The organism is Sporosarcina saromensis, assembly GCF_054901285.1.
The window spans coordinates 1,693,181-1,708,358 of record NZ_CM142738.1 but is presented as its reverse complement, the minus strand read 5'-3'; the positions used below and the strand labels follow the sequence as shown (position 1 = coordinate 1,708,358).

At 41.2% G+C, this 15,178-nt stretch carries 17 protein-coding genes; 7 read left to right on the top strand and 10 right to left on the bottom strand.

Going from position 1 to position 15,178, the window contains the following annotated elements; all coding sequences use genetic code 11:
- Nucleotides 1-129: 129 nt before the first annotated feature.
- Entirely contained in the window at nt 130-765 is a 636-nt protein-coding gene (locus tag ACVHUV_RS08485) for a 2OG-Fe(II) oxygenase (RefSeq protein WP_317945368.1), read from the top strand.
- 483 nt (nt 766-1,248) lie between these two features.
- Here ACVHUV_RS08485 and ACVHUV_RS08480 read toward each other — a convergent pair whose 3' ends face one another.
- From ACVHUV_RS08480 to ACVHUV_RS08465, 4 genes are all read right to left on the bottom strand, one after another.
- Nucleotides 1,249-1,557, bottom strand: a complete 309-nt coding sequence (locus ACVHUV_RS08480) for a hypothetical protein (protein ID WP_462086729.1) — start codon at nt 1,555-1,557, stop codon at nt 1,249-1,251.
- An 8-nt stretch (nt 1,558-1,565) separates the two neighbouring features.
- Complete coding sequence (locus ACVHUV_RS08475) at nt 1,566-1,892, bottom strand: hypothetical protein (protein ID WP_462086728.1); 327 nt, start codon at nt 1,890-1,892, stop codon at nt 1,566-1,568.
- An 11-nt stretch (nt 1,893-1,903) separates the two neighbouring features.
- Complete coding sequence (locus ACVHUV_RS08470; protein WP_462086727.1) at nt 1,904-3,670, bottom strand: M14 family zinc carboxypeptidase; 1,767 nt, start codon at nt 3,668-3,670, stop codon at nt 1,904-1,906.
- A 332-nt stretch (nt 3,671-4,002) separates the two neighbouring features.
- Complete coding sequence (locus tag ACVHUV_RS08465) at nt 4,003-4,641, bottom strand: FusB/FusC family EF-G-binding protein (protein WP_462086726.1); 639 nt, start codon at nt 4,639-4,641, stop codon at nt 4,003-4,005.
- 475 nt (nt 4,642-5,116) lie between these two features.
- On the opposite strand from ACVHUV_RS08465, the gene ACVHUV_RS08460 reads away from it, so the two are divergent.
- The 3 genes from ACVHUV_RS08460 to ACVHUV_RS08450 all read left to right on the top strand — a co-directional run bounded on the left by ACVHUV_RS08460 (nt 5,117) and on the right by ACVHUV_RS08450 (nt 8,107).
- Nucleotides 5,117-5,821: a DUF5694 domain-containing protein gene (locus tag ACVHUV_RS08460; RefSeq protein ID WP_462086725.1), complete on the top strand. Its 705-nt coding sequence runs from the start codon at nt 5,117-5,119 to the stop codon at nt 5,819-5,821.
- 405 nt (nt 5,822-6,226) lie between these two features.
- Nucleotides 6,227-6,706: a DUF6530 family protein gene (locus ACVHUV_RS08455; protein WP_462086724.1), complete on the top strand. Its 480-nt coding sequence runs from the start codon at nt 6,227-6,229 to the stop codon at nt 6,704-6,706.
- Between the two features lie 24 nt (nt 6,707-6,730).
- Nucleotides 6,731-8,107 (top strand): MATE family efflux transporter, encoded by a 1,377-nt coding sequence (locus tag ACVHUV_RS08450; protein WP_462086723.1) that lies wholly within the window; start codon nt 6,731-6,733, stop codon nt 8,105-8,107.
- A 182-nt stretch (nt 8,108-8,289) separates the two neighbouring features.
- Here the strand turns inward: ACVHUV_RS08450 and ACVHUV_RS08445 are convergent, their stop codons facing one another.
- Both ACVHUV_RS08445 and ACVHUV_RS08440 read right to left on the bottom strand, forming a co-directional pair.
- On the bottom strand, nt 8,290-8,880 hold the full coding sequence (locus tag ACVHUV_RS08445; protein ID WP_462086722.1) for an NADPH-dependent FMN reductase: 591 nt from the start codon (nt 8,878-8,880) through the stop codon (nt 8,290-8,292).
- A 19-nt stretch (nt 8,881-8,899) separates the two neighbouring features.
- Nucleotides 8,900-9,883, bottom strand: a complete 984-nt coding sequence (locus tag ACVHUV_RS08440; RefSeq protein WP_462086721.1) for a ring-cleaving dioxygenase — start codon at nt 9,881-9,883, stop codon at nt 8,900-8,902.
- A gap of 722 nt (nt 9,884-10,605) precedes the next feature.
- On the opposite strand from ACVHUV_RS08440, the gene ACVHUV_RS08435 reads away from it, so the two are divergent.
- Nucleotides 10,606-10,977 carry a VOC family protein gene (locus tag ACVHUV_RS08435; protein ID WP_462086720.1) on the top strand — a complete coding sequence of 124 codons (372 nt, stop codon included), beginning with the start codon at nt 10,606-10,608 and terminating at the stop codon, nt 10,975-10,977.
- Nucleotides 10,978-11,246: 269 nt separating this feature from the next.
- Here ACVHUV_RS08435 and ACVHUV_RS08430 read toward each other — a convergent pair whose 3' ends face one another.
- The 4 genes from ACVHUV_RS08430 to ACVHUV_RS08415 form a co-directional block, all read right to left on the bottom strand.
- The gene (locus ACVHUV_RS08430) at nt 11,247-11,516 is read right to left on the bottom strand and encodes a hypothetical protein (protein ID WP_462086719.1); all 270 of its coding nucleotides are present in this window, start codon (nt 11,514-11,516) and stop codon (nt 11,247-11,249) included.
- Nucleotides 11,517-11,668: 152 nt separating this feature from the next.
- Nucleotides 11,669-12,133, bottom strand: coding sequence for a GNAT family N-acetyltransferase (locus tag ACVHUV_RS08425; RefSeq protein WP_462086718.1), 465 nt, complete (start codon nt 12,131-12,133; stop codon nt 11,669-11,671).
- A gap of 18 nt (nt 12,134-12,151) precedes the next feature.
- On the bottom strand, nt 12,152-12,910 hold the full coding sequence (locus ACVHUV_RS08420) for a phosphotransferase family protein (RefSeq protein WP_462086717.1): 759 nt from the start codon (nt 12,908-12,910) through the stop codon (nt 12,152-12,154).
- A 102-nt stretch (nt 12,911-13,012) separates the two neighbouring features.
- Complete coding sequence (locus ACVHUV_RS08415) at nt 13,013-13,576, bottom strand: DUF3267 domain-containing protein (RefSeq protein WP_462086716.1); 564 nt, start codon at nt 13,574-13,576, stop codon at nt 13,013-13,015.
- Between the two features lie 234 nt (nt 13,577-13,810).
- On the opposite strand from ACVHUV_RS08415, the gene ACVHUV_RS08410 reads away from it, so the two are divergent.
- The gene (locus ACVHUV_RS08410) at nt 13,811-15,013 is read left to right on the top strand and encodes a DUF4062 domain-containing protein (protein ID WP_462086715.1); all 1,203 of its coding nucleotides are present in this window, start codon (nt 13,811-13,813) and stop codon (nt 15,011-15,013) included.
- Entirely contained in the window at nt 15,006-15,170 is a 165-nt protein-coding gene (locus tag ACVHUV_RS08405) for a hypothetical protein (protein ID WP_462086714.1), read from the top strand. The genes ACVHUV_RS08410 and ACVHUV_RS08405 overlap by 8 nt, the downstream gene beginning before the upstream one ends.
- The last annotated feature ends 8 nt before the right edge of the window (nt 15,171-15,178 follow it).

Genomic DNA, 15,178 nt, shown 5'->3' with positions numbered 1-15,178 from the left:
GCTACAATATATTGAATTTACTTCCAAAAGGATGTGTGAACCGGACGAGAGAGGACCGTTATTAGCTGTATATAAATTGCCCGAGTACGTTTTTGTTTTACAAAGTAAACAATTAAGAGGTGTTGGAAGTTGATAGCGGAGAATAGAGAGCAGACGATTTTCGGTCATGTTGGCAAGAAGATCGTGACAGATAGAGAGATTGACATTATTGCAAGAATCGATGAGCCGTTGGTTGTTGTGTTAGGGAATATGTTGAGTGAGGAAGAGTGTGATGAACTGATTCGTTTGTCGGCGGATGGGTTGAAGCGTTCTAAGATTGGAACGACACGCGAGGAGAATGAGGTCCGGACGAGTAGTAGCACGTTCATTGACGAGACGGAAAATGTCGTTGTTGCACGAATTGAAAAGCGCATTGAAGCGGTGATGAATATCCCGATTGCGCATGGTGAGGGGCTGCAGATCCTTCGGTATACGCCGGGGCAGCAGTATAAGGCGCATCATGATTTCTTTTCGGCGAAGAGCAACGTGACGAATAATCGGATTAGTACGCTTGTGATGTATTTGAATGATGTGGAGCAAGGCGGCGAGACGTTTTTCCCGCATTTGAATTTTTCGGTTGCGCCGCGCAAAGGGATGGCGGTGTACTTCGAGTATTTCTACAATGATCCGGCGTTGAATGATTTGACGTTGCACGGCGGTGCGCCTGTGGAGATCGGCGAGAAGTGGGTTGCGACGCAGTGGATGCGGAAGCAGCGCGTGCGGTAAGTAAGGTGCTTTGAGGTTGCTTTTGCGCTGTGCTTGGTTGCGCGGTTGAATAGGGTATTTTGCGGGATTGTTACGGATGAAGGTATGTTATTTCACTGGAATGTTGTGGAGTGACTTTGAATGTGTGTTTATGATGTGGGGAGTTGCTTTTTTACGGGGTGCGCGTCGTTAAAGATGGTTTCTTGACGCGGGAGGCTCCTTTTTCACGGATCGCGCGTCATTAAACGTGACTTATCGACGCGGGAAGCTCCTTTTTCACGGATTGCGCGTCATTAAACATGACTTATCGACGCGGGAGACTCCAATTTACGGTTTCGAGCGTCATTAAGCATGACTTATCGACGCGGGAGACTCCTATCTTGCGCAGATATCATTTATAAAACAGGCAAGCCGCATATCACACGGCTTGCCTGTTTTACTTATTTATCTAGTACTGGATTACATGGCACCTTTATTAATTATACATTTATAACATCAGGCATTTCATTCAGACTCCACTAAAATCTCTTCAACATGCGTCACTGCATAGTCTTCATTTACGCCAACTTTGTAAGTTAGCACATCGCCTGTCTTTTTCACTTCAATTTGGATAGCATAGTATTCTTCATCAGGTAGATACTCAACTTGTTTTCTATCCAATCTATCCACGTTCACCTCATACTTTTCACTGACAGTTAATAGGACATGATGATAGGCTGCTGCCTTTTGTTGTTGGCGGTGGAAATGATGATGGCTAATAAATAATACCGTTAGGCACAGCAGAATGTTGACGATTAGTATGATTTTTTTCATCGATCCTCTCATCGCTCCTCGGATTGCTGTTTACGATGTTCTTTTGTTTGATCATAAAAATGAGAAACAAGATGGGCATTTGCCATCCTGACTTCACTGGCAAACTCCTCTTTTGTGACGTTCGATTGCAGGGTGATCTCATAAACGCCCATACCTCTCCTATACGTTACGTCAAGTAGCTCTAGTTCTCCTTCATCCAGTCCATATTTGTCGGCTGTGTATTGTAAAGCGTACGTAGAAGCAATTGTACTTCGGGCATGATTTTTGATGTAACTGTAGCCGCTTATGCACACGATTAGACAAATCAACACGTTGTAAATGATGAATCTTTTCAATCTTATTGTCCTCACTCCTCCGTTTGTTCAATCGATTCGTCACCAAGGGCTTCTTGTTGTAAAAAAGCGTCGTAGTTCATAAAGAATGTTGAAATCTGACCGCGTTTTAGGATTTCATCTACACCGAAGTTTGCTAAGGTTTGATTGAACGGATCATAGCCCTGGGAAATGTTTGCTTCGTACATGAAAGCTACTGATTCCTCAACAGTTATGGCCGGATTCCCGAAATGCAGTGCAGCGAGTATTTGTGCCATTTTCCCTCGCGTAATCGGGGCGTTTGCCGGTTTTACATGAGCAAGACTTCCTGCAACTGGCAGGTTATAATGCGCAGCTAGTTGATACGGTACGGCCGCCCAAAAGTTGGATGTCGGCGCAGTCATTGCGAGCTCTTCGGGTTTTGCATAGCGGAATAATATCGTTAAAAATTGCGCTTCGGTCAAGTCGTCCATTGGCTTTAAATACTTTCGCTCATTGACAACGTTGCCGGCAATGAGCCCATTATTGACAGCCCACAAGGTCGGTTCGGACCAATAAGCCCCCTCTTTATAATCGGTGAATCCTTGAACGGTATATTCTTTTGTATGCTGTTTCTTAATCCATTTATTCCCCTTATCCGTCTTAATCACATACCAATCCGCTTTTTCTCCGACGGCTGAAACTCTTTGAGGTTGGATGGTTTGTTTCGTTGGTTTGAACGGTTGCGCATACAAAGTTATCGGTTTGAGCAAATCGACTTGGACATCGCGCAATTGGACGAGTGGTTGTTTGTTGAACCACAGTTGACGACTCTCCATTGCCGCATACATTGGCACTGCTGCGTTCTGCTTCCAAATCCTATCAAACTCTTGAAGGGGAACGTTCGTCTGTCCGGCAAACTTGCCGACTTCCGGCGTCAATGCCGGCTTGTCGTACCGATACATGAACCAATCCGTCAATGAGCCGGTTGCACGATTTTGTGCGAACATGAGCGAATAGCCGGTCATGCTTGCGACTTTATTGCTAATGACGCGGTCGCGTTGTTTATTTTTATAATCAATTTTATAATCCCAAAACAATACTTCGCCCGAACTATGATAGTCCAAAATCATTTCAGGATTCACTTCATCCACCACTTTCATGACAGTTTTTACTTCAGCAATTTGTCCAGGCTTCGTACCTTTGTGATTGCGCCATGAAGGTTTTGTCGGACTGTTTTGGATGCGCTTCCAGTCAACGTCATAGTTTCGATTCGGATCGATGCCTTGTGCATTTGCTTTCCAACGCGTAAAGTCTTTGCTCCCATCGTTCATGCGAAGTAGTTTCGGATGGTCTTTCTTCGGGAAAGCAGCTAACCCTTTTTGCTGCAATGTCACGCCATCGGGATTGACCATCGGCATGAACCAAATCGTTGTCTCGTCGAGTACTTTTTTGACGTCATATCCTTGAATGGATTGGTTCGTTTCATAAGCTGTCACGTATTTATTCGCCATGTGCATCGTTAAAATGGTCGTCATCCATTCCCTCGCATGTTGAGCGCCGGTAACGAGAAGTGTAGATTCACCTTTTCCGATTTTCATTGCCCAGATGTCTCTCCCATACGCCGTCTTGCCGACAGAATGATAGGAGACTAAGTCGGGATAATCCTTCGCCAGCTGTTGAATATCTTTCGTCAGTTTTTCATATGTATACACTTGTTTTGGTGTGTTAATAAAGTACGTTGACTGTGCATATGTAACACTACTAAATTGTACGAGACATAAAGAAATGACGAGCAAACTTGCAATTAATCTTCTCCACACAATGAATCTCCCCCATGCTGCTTGTTAGGTATATTTTAGCAGTTAATAGGAAGAAAGCATATAGATTTCTTAATAGTAAAAAAACATTTATTATGTCAGAGAGCCATGCTTCAATTCTATTTTTTATAATGGAAGTAATTCACTATGAATTAACAGATTCTCTTTAAAAAGAGTTCTATTCATACATAAAAAAACATCCACCCTATAGGAGCCGAGGCTCAAGGATGAATGTTTCTTATAGTAAATACAGTTTCAAGGAATTGTGTGCCGCGTGCCTTTTATTCGAAAATCCCCTACATCTAGGTTGAGTACTTCGTTCTGATTATAACTTTCTATTTCATGTTTTCTACAAAATCATGTAGTTTTTCTAAGGTAAGCAGGTGATGATTGCAATTGTCTGCATCCTTGCAAATATAGTTCCCTTTTTTCGTGTATGTGCCGATTGCTTCCCCTTTTGTTTTCGTCATAAAAAGGATGACAGTAGTGAGACGGTTGCAAATCGCACATATTTGTTTGATCTGAGACTCTTCGTAAGTACCTGCAAGTCCTATCAAGCCCTTGTTGGCAGGCGCGACAATGTATCTCTTTTTCGTGCCGATATCGTCAAAACTGAGATACGTCATTTTTGTGTAGTCCAAGCCTTCTTTAGGCATTTTCAACTTTTTCACTTTCGGAAAGAGCTTTTTCATACGCTGTTCCGAAGGTTCATTGAACGGGATAATATACGGCTCTAGCTCCAGAAGAAATTGTTCCGCTGTTTCTTTTTCCGCTATGTTCTCCATACGGTACAACATTTCTTTTTGTTCATTCGATAACTCTGTAAACAATTCATCTACTCTCTCAATGGAGAGCGATTCGAGAGCACCAATAACGTGTTGATCATTCACGGTTGCATGGCCATACACGAGTTGATGGACTTGTCGTTTAATAAAATTATATTGGTCGTTTCGTATAAAACGTTCGTTAGTCATCATGTCAGCTCCTTCGTATTTGTGGGTTGCAAACAATGCGCAAAGCCACAATTGTAGAAATGGAGAAGCTTCTTTCGCAAGCGATTAGTCTTTCATTCGCCCCATGCAAAGTATCGCCACTTCAGAAATCGGCTTTGCATGAGTCTTTTTAGAAGCTGGCAATGCCATTAAAATTGCCATCTTCACAACACCTCCTACTGTAATACGCCAATAATCATACCGCTTTCTGTATTTCAAAACAAGAATTATTACAGTGACTGTGTCCGATTAAATATAGTCAATAGAATTGTATATGAATAATAAGACAAACATTTAGTTTAATAAGCCTCGAGCCCTATTTGAGAATCATCCCCAGGCCCATTACCAGAAAATCACTAGTGCTATAAGATAATAATATCCAATACTTGGATCAGATTGTTTAAGTAAATGATTGGGAGTTAGTGTATGAAAATACGGCAATTAAGGAGGAATTTAATTGAAACAGGAAAAAGCGAAAGTTCTTGTACTTGGGAGTTTTCATATGGCTGAATATGAGGGGCTAGATTCAGAAAAAAGACAAAGTGAAATAGAGGAATTAGTGTCCAAACTGGAAAGGTTTAACCCGACAAAGATTGCAGTTGAAATGGTTCCAGAGGATAGTGAATCATTTAACGAAGAATTTAATCAATATAAACTAGGTACATACAAACTACCTATGAATGAAATATACCAAGTCGCTTTTCGGTTAGGATTAAAGCTTGATCATGAACAGATTTATCCGACTGATTGGATGGGCGATGCAAATATGAGTTATGGGGAAGTTGTGAAGTGGGCGGAAGAAAATCAACCAGAACTTCTAAAGGAAATATATGAAGAGCTCGTGGCCCCTGAATTGTCGGATGATAAAAGTGTAATAGACTACTACAAAGAACTAAACGATTCCGCCATAGTTAACAATGTACAAAAACTTCATTTGAATATTGCACGCATTGGCGATTTAGATAATTATATTGGTATGAACTGGTTAAGTTGGTGGTATAAAAGAAATCTAATAATGTTTGCAAATTTAACCCGTCTTATTGATTCTGAAGAAGATCGTATTTTATTCCTTGTAGGTGTGGGGCACTCTTCGATTGTTACAAATTTTATGGAAGAAAGCGAACTTTGCGAGGTTGTCCAACCTCTTAGTTATCTGTCCTGAGTTAAACGGATAAATCAGAACTAGGCGTGATTGTTTACAGACGTTTATTCAACTAACGGGTGCGTTGAAGGAAGAACGTAGATCGTCATTTGACGGTCTTTTTCCGTGTGAAAAGCTGACTAGACTGCAGAGCGAAAACGTAAGGATTTTCAGATTGTTAGACACTCCTCATTCATGAATCGACACCCTCGTTATTATACTTGTGTTTAACGATAACATAAACATCCTAATCAGCAATGTATTACAACTCCTATTGCTGTCCGCTCGCTAATTGTTGAGTCTCTCGTTCAATCTAAATCCATACATAATTCGGCACAACCGCGCTGTTGATATTCGCGGCAAGCAAGCGTATATTTACTAAATCAGTAATTTAGTAAATTAGTAAATCAGTAAGGAGGAATTTGTATGAAAATACCGACTCATTTGAAGCATAAACCGGTGATTATTGCGGAGAATTATGCGAATATTGATGGTCGTACGGCTTATAAGACAGATGCTCAAGGCTTGTCGCTTGGATTGGCACAGTGGAATGACCGTGGGAAAGTGGATATTTCCGCGAAGGTGTGGCGTCATACAGGTGGAAAGTGGTCCCGCCAGTCAGAGGAGTTGCCGCTGCATCGTGTACTCGATCTTGCCATTTTGGTATGTGAGGCACAGCTGTATTTTAAGGATGCTTATCGTTATGAAGATTTGTATGATTCTGAAAACCCGGTCGTAAAGCGTGTCGGGTTGCAAGGTGATGCGATGACAGTCGAAGTTTGCACGGAAAATGATCAGATTAAAGAAGACATTCAATTGTTCAACCAAGCGTTGAGTGATGATGGTGAATTGATCGGCGAGCGTTTGCGTACGCTGTCACGCGTATTGAAGGAAATGGGCTATTAATTAAAAACGGAAGAGGAAACGATTATGAACGAAGCTCTAGTACGTGATGAAAAAGCGTTGCAGAAAGCCTTTATTAGCTTTCTACTGCCCATCATGTTTGCGAATATTTTACAGTCCCTTGGACAGATTTTCGGGATGTTTTTAGTCGGGAGACATTTAGGAGTGGATGCGTTAGCAGCGATTTCCGCTTTCTTTCCATTCTTCTTTTTCCTAATGGCCTTTGCAATCGGCATTGGCTCAGGGAGTTCGATATTGGTCGGGCAAACATATGGCGCTGGCAATATTGAGAAGATGAAACAAGTCGTCGGTGTGACGTTAGCTGCAACGACAATTTTATCCGTTGTCGTTGCAATTTTTGGTGGTCTCTTCATTGAAACGATTTTACGCATTATGCAAACACCAGAAAATATATTTGCCCAAAGTGTTTCTTATGCACGCATTTTATTTTTCACGTTACCTATTATGTTTCTCTATATGGTATACACGACGTTCTTACGAGGGGTTGGCGATTCAAAGACGCCGTTCATATTCCTTGTGATTAGTGTCGTAGCGAACATCGCTTTCCTACCTGTTCTCATGTTCGGATGGTTTGGCATACCAAGTTTAGGCTTGAACGGTGCTGCGTATGCATCTGTGTTGTCAAACTTCGTTACACTTGTTTTACTCCTGCTCTATTTGCATAAAAAGAAACACAGTTTACGATTGGATAAAACCGTCTTACAACACTTCAATTTGAAGAAAGACATTCTCTCTTCCCTTTTGAAACTTGCCATCCCAGCGAGCATCAGCATGGTTGCAATTTCAGTTGCGGAAATCGCAATAATCGGATTTGTAAACGTCTATGGCTCGAGTGCGACAGCGGCATATGGAGTCGTCAATCAGATTGGCGGATACGCTCAAATGCCGGCGATGAGTATTGCGATTGCCACATCCGTTTTCGTGGCGCAAGCTCTCGGTGCGAGTTCGACAGAAATGATTCAAAAGATCCGCCAGATCGGCGTGCGCCTGAATTATGTGCTTGGGGGCATTATCATCCTCATCATGTATCTGTTTGCACAACCGATTTTAGGTCTATTCATCGACCATGCCGAAACGCTAGCCATTGCAAAAGACTATTTATTCATCACATTTTGGAGTTATCTCATTTTCGGACATATGCAAACGGTCACTGCGACGATGCGCGCAACCGGAGTCGTTTTTTGGCCGACCGTCTTTTTAGTACTCACCATTTGGGCATGCGAAGTACCAATCGCCTACTTCCTATCGCACCATACTGCCCTTGAGTTGAACGGGGTTTGGGTTTCTTATTCGGTCGCCTTCTGCGTGAATTTCACCGCGCAGTATATTTATTTTCAAACGAAATGGAACAAGAAGACGTTACAAGTTATGTTGCGAGACTAAAAGGAACTGCCTGCGCCAAATTACAATTGGTGGCAGGCAGTTTTATTGAATGAATCAAATGAGGTCGTGGGGCTAATGGTGATTAGTTGGACGCCTATGATTCCAACTCTGATACAAGCAACTTTTCATAACTAAAAAACACAAAATGCGCCCATGCACATTTTGTGTTTTTAGTTATCTGATTATCGAATTGTTTTCATTGCATTCGTCCAAGGAATCACTTGGTCTAACATTTGGTTAACGGAAGCCGCTTGTACTGCTGCAGGTTTGAAGTCTGTTCCGTTTTCAAAGTCTGTGAACAATGAAAGTGCTGGATGTACACGAACATGCGCAACTAGCAATTCACTCAAAATGCCGCGTAGGTGCTCTGCCGCACGTGCGCCACCGACTGAACCGTATGAAACGATCCCCGCCGCTTTGTTGTTCCATTCTTCACGCAAGTAATCCAAAGCATTTTTCAACGCGCCTGTAATAGAATGATTGTATTCTTGAACGATGAATACGAAACCGTCTTGTTTTGAGACGATGTCCGACCATGCAGCTGCACCAGATGCGTCACCTGCTTCACCTAAAAGTGGTAATTTATAATCTGCGATATCAATAATTGTATAGTTTGCATCTCCGCGTTTATCTGCTAATTCTTTAACCCATGCGCCTACTTGTGGACTTACGCGCCCTTCACGTGTTGATCCTAAAATAATACCTATATTTGGTTTTGTCATTGTTGTTTCCTCCTTATTTTGTGTTCCGAATAATTTACTTAAAAAACCCATTTGCTTCTAATTCACCTCCTTAAAAGTACTCTTTTTCAATTGTAAGTGTGCTTCGAACTGTGTCGATTGGTCGTACCGATGCCTCAATTTGTGCCCGCTTCCCTTCCAGGAATGGCGGTAATGATAAGCTTTCGCCAACTGTTTCGTACGGCTCATCTCCCATGAAGCCAGGGCCGTCCGTTGCCCATTCGAACAAAATGCCAGGTGCAACGCGGACATAGATGGATTCGAAAAAGAAACGATCGACGTAGCCTGATGTTGGGAAGCCTAACTTTCGCATACGTGCATTCCACTCGTCCAACACACTTGCATCTTCCACACGGAATGCCGCATGATGTACGGTTCCGAATCCTTGTTGTCCATTCGGTAGCAACGTGTTATGTTCCACAATGACTTGTGCACCATTTCCACCTTCTCCGACTTCAAACAAATGCAGCGAGCCCTCTTTAGCGATTTCTCTAAATTCCAACGCCGTTTCAAGTACTTTTTTAAAGTAATCAAAATCCGCAATGCGTACGTGGATCGGTCCTAAACCAGTAATCGCAAATTCTAAAGGAACCGGACCATTTTGCCATGGCGTCCCCGCGGCGACTCCTTCGTTCTTCTCATCCGAAATCAACATATACTGTTGCTCATCAAAGTCGACAAATGAAATCGTCTTCTTGCCGAACACTTCTTGAATTCCTTTATTCTTCACGCCATATTTTTCAAAACGCTTCAACCAATAATCCAATGCTGCATCCGACGGTACACGGAATGCCGTTTTGTAGATCTCATTTGTTCCATGCGTTCCTTTAGGGATGCCCGGAAAATCGAAAAATGTCATATCGGTACCCGCAGACCCTTTATCATCCGCAAAGAATAAATGATACGTCTGGATATCGTCTTGATTAACCGTCTTTTTCACTAGGCGCATCCCTAATGTATAGGTGAAAAAATCATAATTTTTTTCCGCGCTGCTCGTAATGGCAGTGACATGGTGAATCCCTTTGATACCTTTCATTTGTCCTCTCTCCTTTATAATATGAAATTATCTCGAATTCTAGATATATGAGTAAAAAAATTTAACAAATGTAAAATCCATGATGTCTGACAGAATTAGTATGTTCACTTGCAGAAGGAACTCAAGAATGTCTTGAATTCGAGATAATAATAACATACGTCATCAAAGATTACAATCGTTTAGTTCGATTTTCTTTTTGGAGTTATTTTCTAGTCATCCTATGCAGACGGTCGCAGTGATAGTTGTTATTGGTATTTTATTTAATGTACCGTTGGTGAATGAATTCGGTGTGAGCGGGACATTAAACGTCCTTTATTGTATCGTTAGCGAGGAAAATCGACGCCAGCGGGACATTAAACGTGCTTTAATGTACCATTAGCGAAGCAAATCGATGCCAGCGGGACATTAAACGTGCTTTAATGTACCATTAGCGAAGCAAATCGATGCCAGCGGGACATTAAACGTCCTTTATTGTACCGTTAGTGAAGAAATTCGAGGAGAGCGGGACATTAAACGTGCTTTATTGTACCGTTAGCGAGGAAAATCGATGCCAGCAGTACATTAAACGTGCTTTAATGTACCGTTAGTGAAGAAATTCGAGGAGAGCGGGACATTAACCATGCTTTAATGTACCAGGGCTGGTTCATTAAAGACTCGGAAGGAAAAAGGGATAAAGGAAGCGAACTATATCATATACCGAATTGATTAAAGGAGAGAAGGCTTTGAGTAAATCATTTATTGAACAAGTTCATTATATTAGAATTCCTGTAAAGGATTTGGAACTATCTGCACAATGGTATAGAAATGTTTTAGGGCTCCAGTTACTAAATCAGACTGAGGAACGTGCAATAATAAAAGTAAATGAAGGACCTTTTTTACTTATCTTAGTTCCTACCGAGGATGAAACGTTTGCACATTTTACAATTAATAACGAACAAGAATTTAGCATTGGCTTCACAAGTCCAGAATTACCAGAATTTCATCAACACTTAAAGGATCATCAAGTTAAGGTCGAGGATATAAAAGAAGATAATGGTCATGCCTTTTTCCATTTTTACGACCCAAATGGTAATAAACTACAAGTACACTGGTAACCTTGTTTCATAAACGGAATAAGAACGGGAACGTCCAAATTAGACGTTCCCTTATTTTCCGCCTAAAAAACAACAATGCAAATAAATGGTGCGGCTTGTAGACGCATGCCCCCTGTTTACTGAAGAACCAAAGTTCTTACCCGCGCTCGTACTGTCTGATTGCCTCATTTCAGTGATTTGACGCACGTTCATTCAAAAATTGCGCTCCTAAAAAAATGACCGCACAATCGTTAGCAGAGACGGAAGCTGACAATGGTTCGGAGTGATAGTCAACTTTCTCTTTTCTCCATGCTTTCAATTCTTTTAGTCAATTGTTCAATTTGCTTTTGCATGGATTCAATTTGTTTTGTTTGTTCGTCTGGATATGGTGATTCTTGTGCGCTTTGGCTTTCCGCTTGTTGAAGCGCCATGCCCGCCGCGATTACAGAAAGTCCATCTCCTAATGCGGACAGGACCGAACCGAGAAACGCTATTCTCGCCGCATACACTTCAGAGGAAACAGGAGACTGGTCTTGTTGCTGTTTATGTCCATCATCCATCCATTCACTTCCTTTATGCCATTGCTATGCTCATTTATTAGTAGCCTACGAAAGTCCGATTAGAAATGTGCATTTTATGAATGGCAATTTACTAAAAGACGTGAACACGTATAAGGATTGATGAAATCAGTCCGTTCATCCAAGTCCCTTTTTTAATGCAATGTCATCTTCATCCCTTCATGAGATGCTTGAAACCCTAATCGTTCATAAAAACGGATGGCGTCTTTCCGCTCTTTATCCGTTGTTAACTGGATCAGATGGCAACCGCGATCTTTTGCCCGTTGAATGGCCCACTTTATCAATTCTGTTCCCATCCCTTTTCCGCGAACGCTTGAGTAAGTCCTGACTCCTTCGATTGTTGCACGCCATCCACCTTGTCGAGTTAGATGGGGGGTGAATGTGATTTGTTGGACGCCAATAACATTATTTCCAAGACAGGCAACGACGAGTTCGATATTAGGATCTGCTTCAATTGCACGAAATGCTTCACGATACACGTCTGGTAATGGCAATTCGAATTGCTCTCGTGTGGCACCCAGCTTGTCATCGGCCAGCATTTCAACAATTCGTTCCAAATCTTGCTCAATTGCTAATCGAAATTCCACTTCATTCTCCAATGGGATCGCCTCCATTTTCTAGGACTTATTTAGCGGATAGTAATGATTCACAATATTGACTAGCTGATTTTCCACTTCGGACTCCACTCTCTCCGCCAACCTAGCAGCAGCCAGGATAGGCTCCCATTCCACAATCTCGTCTTTAGCCAATCCACTCTTCTCGCAATAAATACTTATATATATTTCTGCCAAATCTTCGGAAAACTGCTTATACAGTAAATATGAGCGGCAAACGTCGGCACGTATATCTCCAGAACTGGCGTCAACCCAGTCTATGACCGTAACGTTATCATCTGATTCTACAAGATTAAATAAATGAAAGTCTCCATGACAGAGTCTATTTTCGAATGAGAATGAATCTAACTTCTGCAAGAGCATGAACTTTTGTCTTTCATCAAGACGATGGACTGATTCAATCTGACGGCGTAATTTTGAAGCCATTGGTTCAAGATTTTCTACCTTCAAACTATGTATTCTTCGTTGCATATCAATGGATAGTTCGATAAAATACTCTCCTTGCTCCCTATTTTCAAGAAACTGTTCCCCTAATGTCTTTCCCTTTATATATTCCATGATAATCGCTTGCTTCCCGTTAACCTTTATAACATCCAGTATCTTCGGAACCGGAAGGCCGAGCTCGTAGGCAATCTTCTGCTTAGCTGCTTCATAAGACGATTCGGTTTCAGGAAGATAATCTTTGAAAAGTTTTACAATCGTATTTTCGCACAAAAAAATCTCTGCTGTATTTCCTGTAGCAATTGGCTTGTTAAGATTCATTTCGTTCGTCCCCTTCCGTGATTAAACTCCAACTTCACGAACAGCAGTCGCTAATCGAAATTCATTTCATCCTTCTATAGTTTCGCCTCCATATTCTACACCTCACCCAACAACCTTCATGCCAACTTCCTCCCGACTTCTCTTCCGATAATAGCCCCTACAAAATTCGGTCCGATTCGGTTTCAATAAAATCAAAATCGAATTCACAATATCAGCTGCAGAGATTATTAAGTTGTACCAAGCGATGAACAACAAGAGTGCTTGCAGTTCACCCGTAACAAAAAACGACACAATTGCCGGGAGTATCGTTAAACTGATGAAGGGTAACGTCATGAAAACCCAATACCTCTTTTTCGAGAGGATGGCATTTGTATGTATCCAAAAATAAATCCCCTTGAACGTTAAGCTCATGTCGCCTTTCTTGTGGATAACAAGCATATGCAACGCCTCGTGAATGACAAATACGCCAACAATGATGAACAGGAGGGGGAAGTTTTTCACAGGAGTAAGACTCCCTCCAGACACAAAGGGCAATATAATAAAAGCGACCATTAATCCATAAACAATCTTCATAAAATGCTTACGCAACCATTCGTGTTGAATGAAAGGCTGCCATGCTGCCCCTTCCAAGCGTATTTGCGGCAAATGTCGAAACCATACAATCATGAGTGCTCCACCTTTCCATTATGCATAGCCAATTCCAATATCCTTCAATCTTTAATGAGCTGCTTTCACCCCTTCGGTAGCGGCGTTTCTGGCCGATTCGGACAATACGTGCAGCTCGGTTCACTACATTTTGACTCCAACCAATGATTACAAGCTTGATAATTACGAACATTTGTTTTACTATAGTTGTAACGATCGGCGACGCTTTCGAGTAAAAGATATGGGGGGTAGTAAGTGAATAATTCATCCAAAATATTTGTTAGTTCTTCTTCTCAGCCTGAACTTCGTATTGTTAGGGAAAAACTTCATGAGTCTCTTAAAGAAGCTGGGCATAATCCTTTATTATTCGAGGACAACGGCTTCGGTATTTATTCTCCAGATTCGATTGAAGATTGTTTAAAAAAGGTTAGACAATGCGATGTTTTTATTTTATTGATTTCAAATAAGGCTGGTTCATTCACACAAAAAGACCCGAACATCACTGTTACGTATGCAGAATATGCAACCGCTGTACAAACTAACAAAATCATTATCCCAGTTATTGATACGGATATTTTTAGTTTCTACAGAGAACATTTAAAAGACTTGATAACGGAAAAATACGAAACGTATAGATCCTTGTATGACAGTGAACCCGAGTATACAACTGAAATTGTGAGTGAACTGTTAAGTGAATTAAGTATGACAAACTCCCCTTTGCATAAAAGAATTCAGGAATCTGGGGTAGATGACTTTATTTGGTCATTTATTTTTGATGTGTATGGGCAAAATACGTGGACATACGACTATACGATTCAAGACCCCGAAATGATTTGTAAATTCGTAAAAGAATCATTGAGTAAAATTTTGCAGGAAGTTGCGCCGTTCTTTAACCAACAGTATGAGGTGAAAGAACGTCTTGCTGCATTTCAACAACTAACTGCATATAAGGAATCTGTACCATTATTTTTGCAATGTATCCAAAATGGAGAGTTAAACTTAAAATTGTTTCTGAAAACATTAAGTGGCTATTTGTCCGGCGGTGAAATCCAAAAGAACGCAAGTGCATATATTGATAAACCTCTAACTACTATTTCAAATTGCTTGGGCATCACATTATACAAAAGAATAAGTGACAACTTTGAATTATTGGGGTTCATTGGTGCGATTACGCCTGATGAATATTATCATTTAAACGATGAAGATTCCTTCGTGTCAGCAACATATCGGAAAAACACTCCCGAAACAGAGCACATATTCTATTCAGAAAGCAAGCAAATGGTTTACCTTGCAAAGAAAAGAGGAGAACTTATCCTAACTTGTCATTTTCAACTTGGCGAAAACTGGAGCAGCAGAAGGGTAGAGCACTATGAAAGACAAGTACTGAGTGCTATAATGGATGAAAGAGAACAATTCGATTTAGCGGTAGACATTTTGGGAGGGATGTATAATGGCTAAGGAAATTATTAAATACATTGGTTCGACCCCACAACATTTAACACGCGCTACAAAGGATTTACAATTAAGGGAATTGGCTCGAAAGAATAATGAGCTGTTGGATCTTCTCGGATACAATAACAAGAAGAAAAATACCATTCAAGCAAAAGAGGTGTAGAGGCAAAC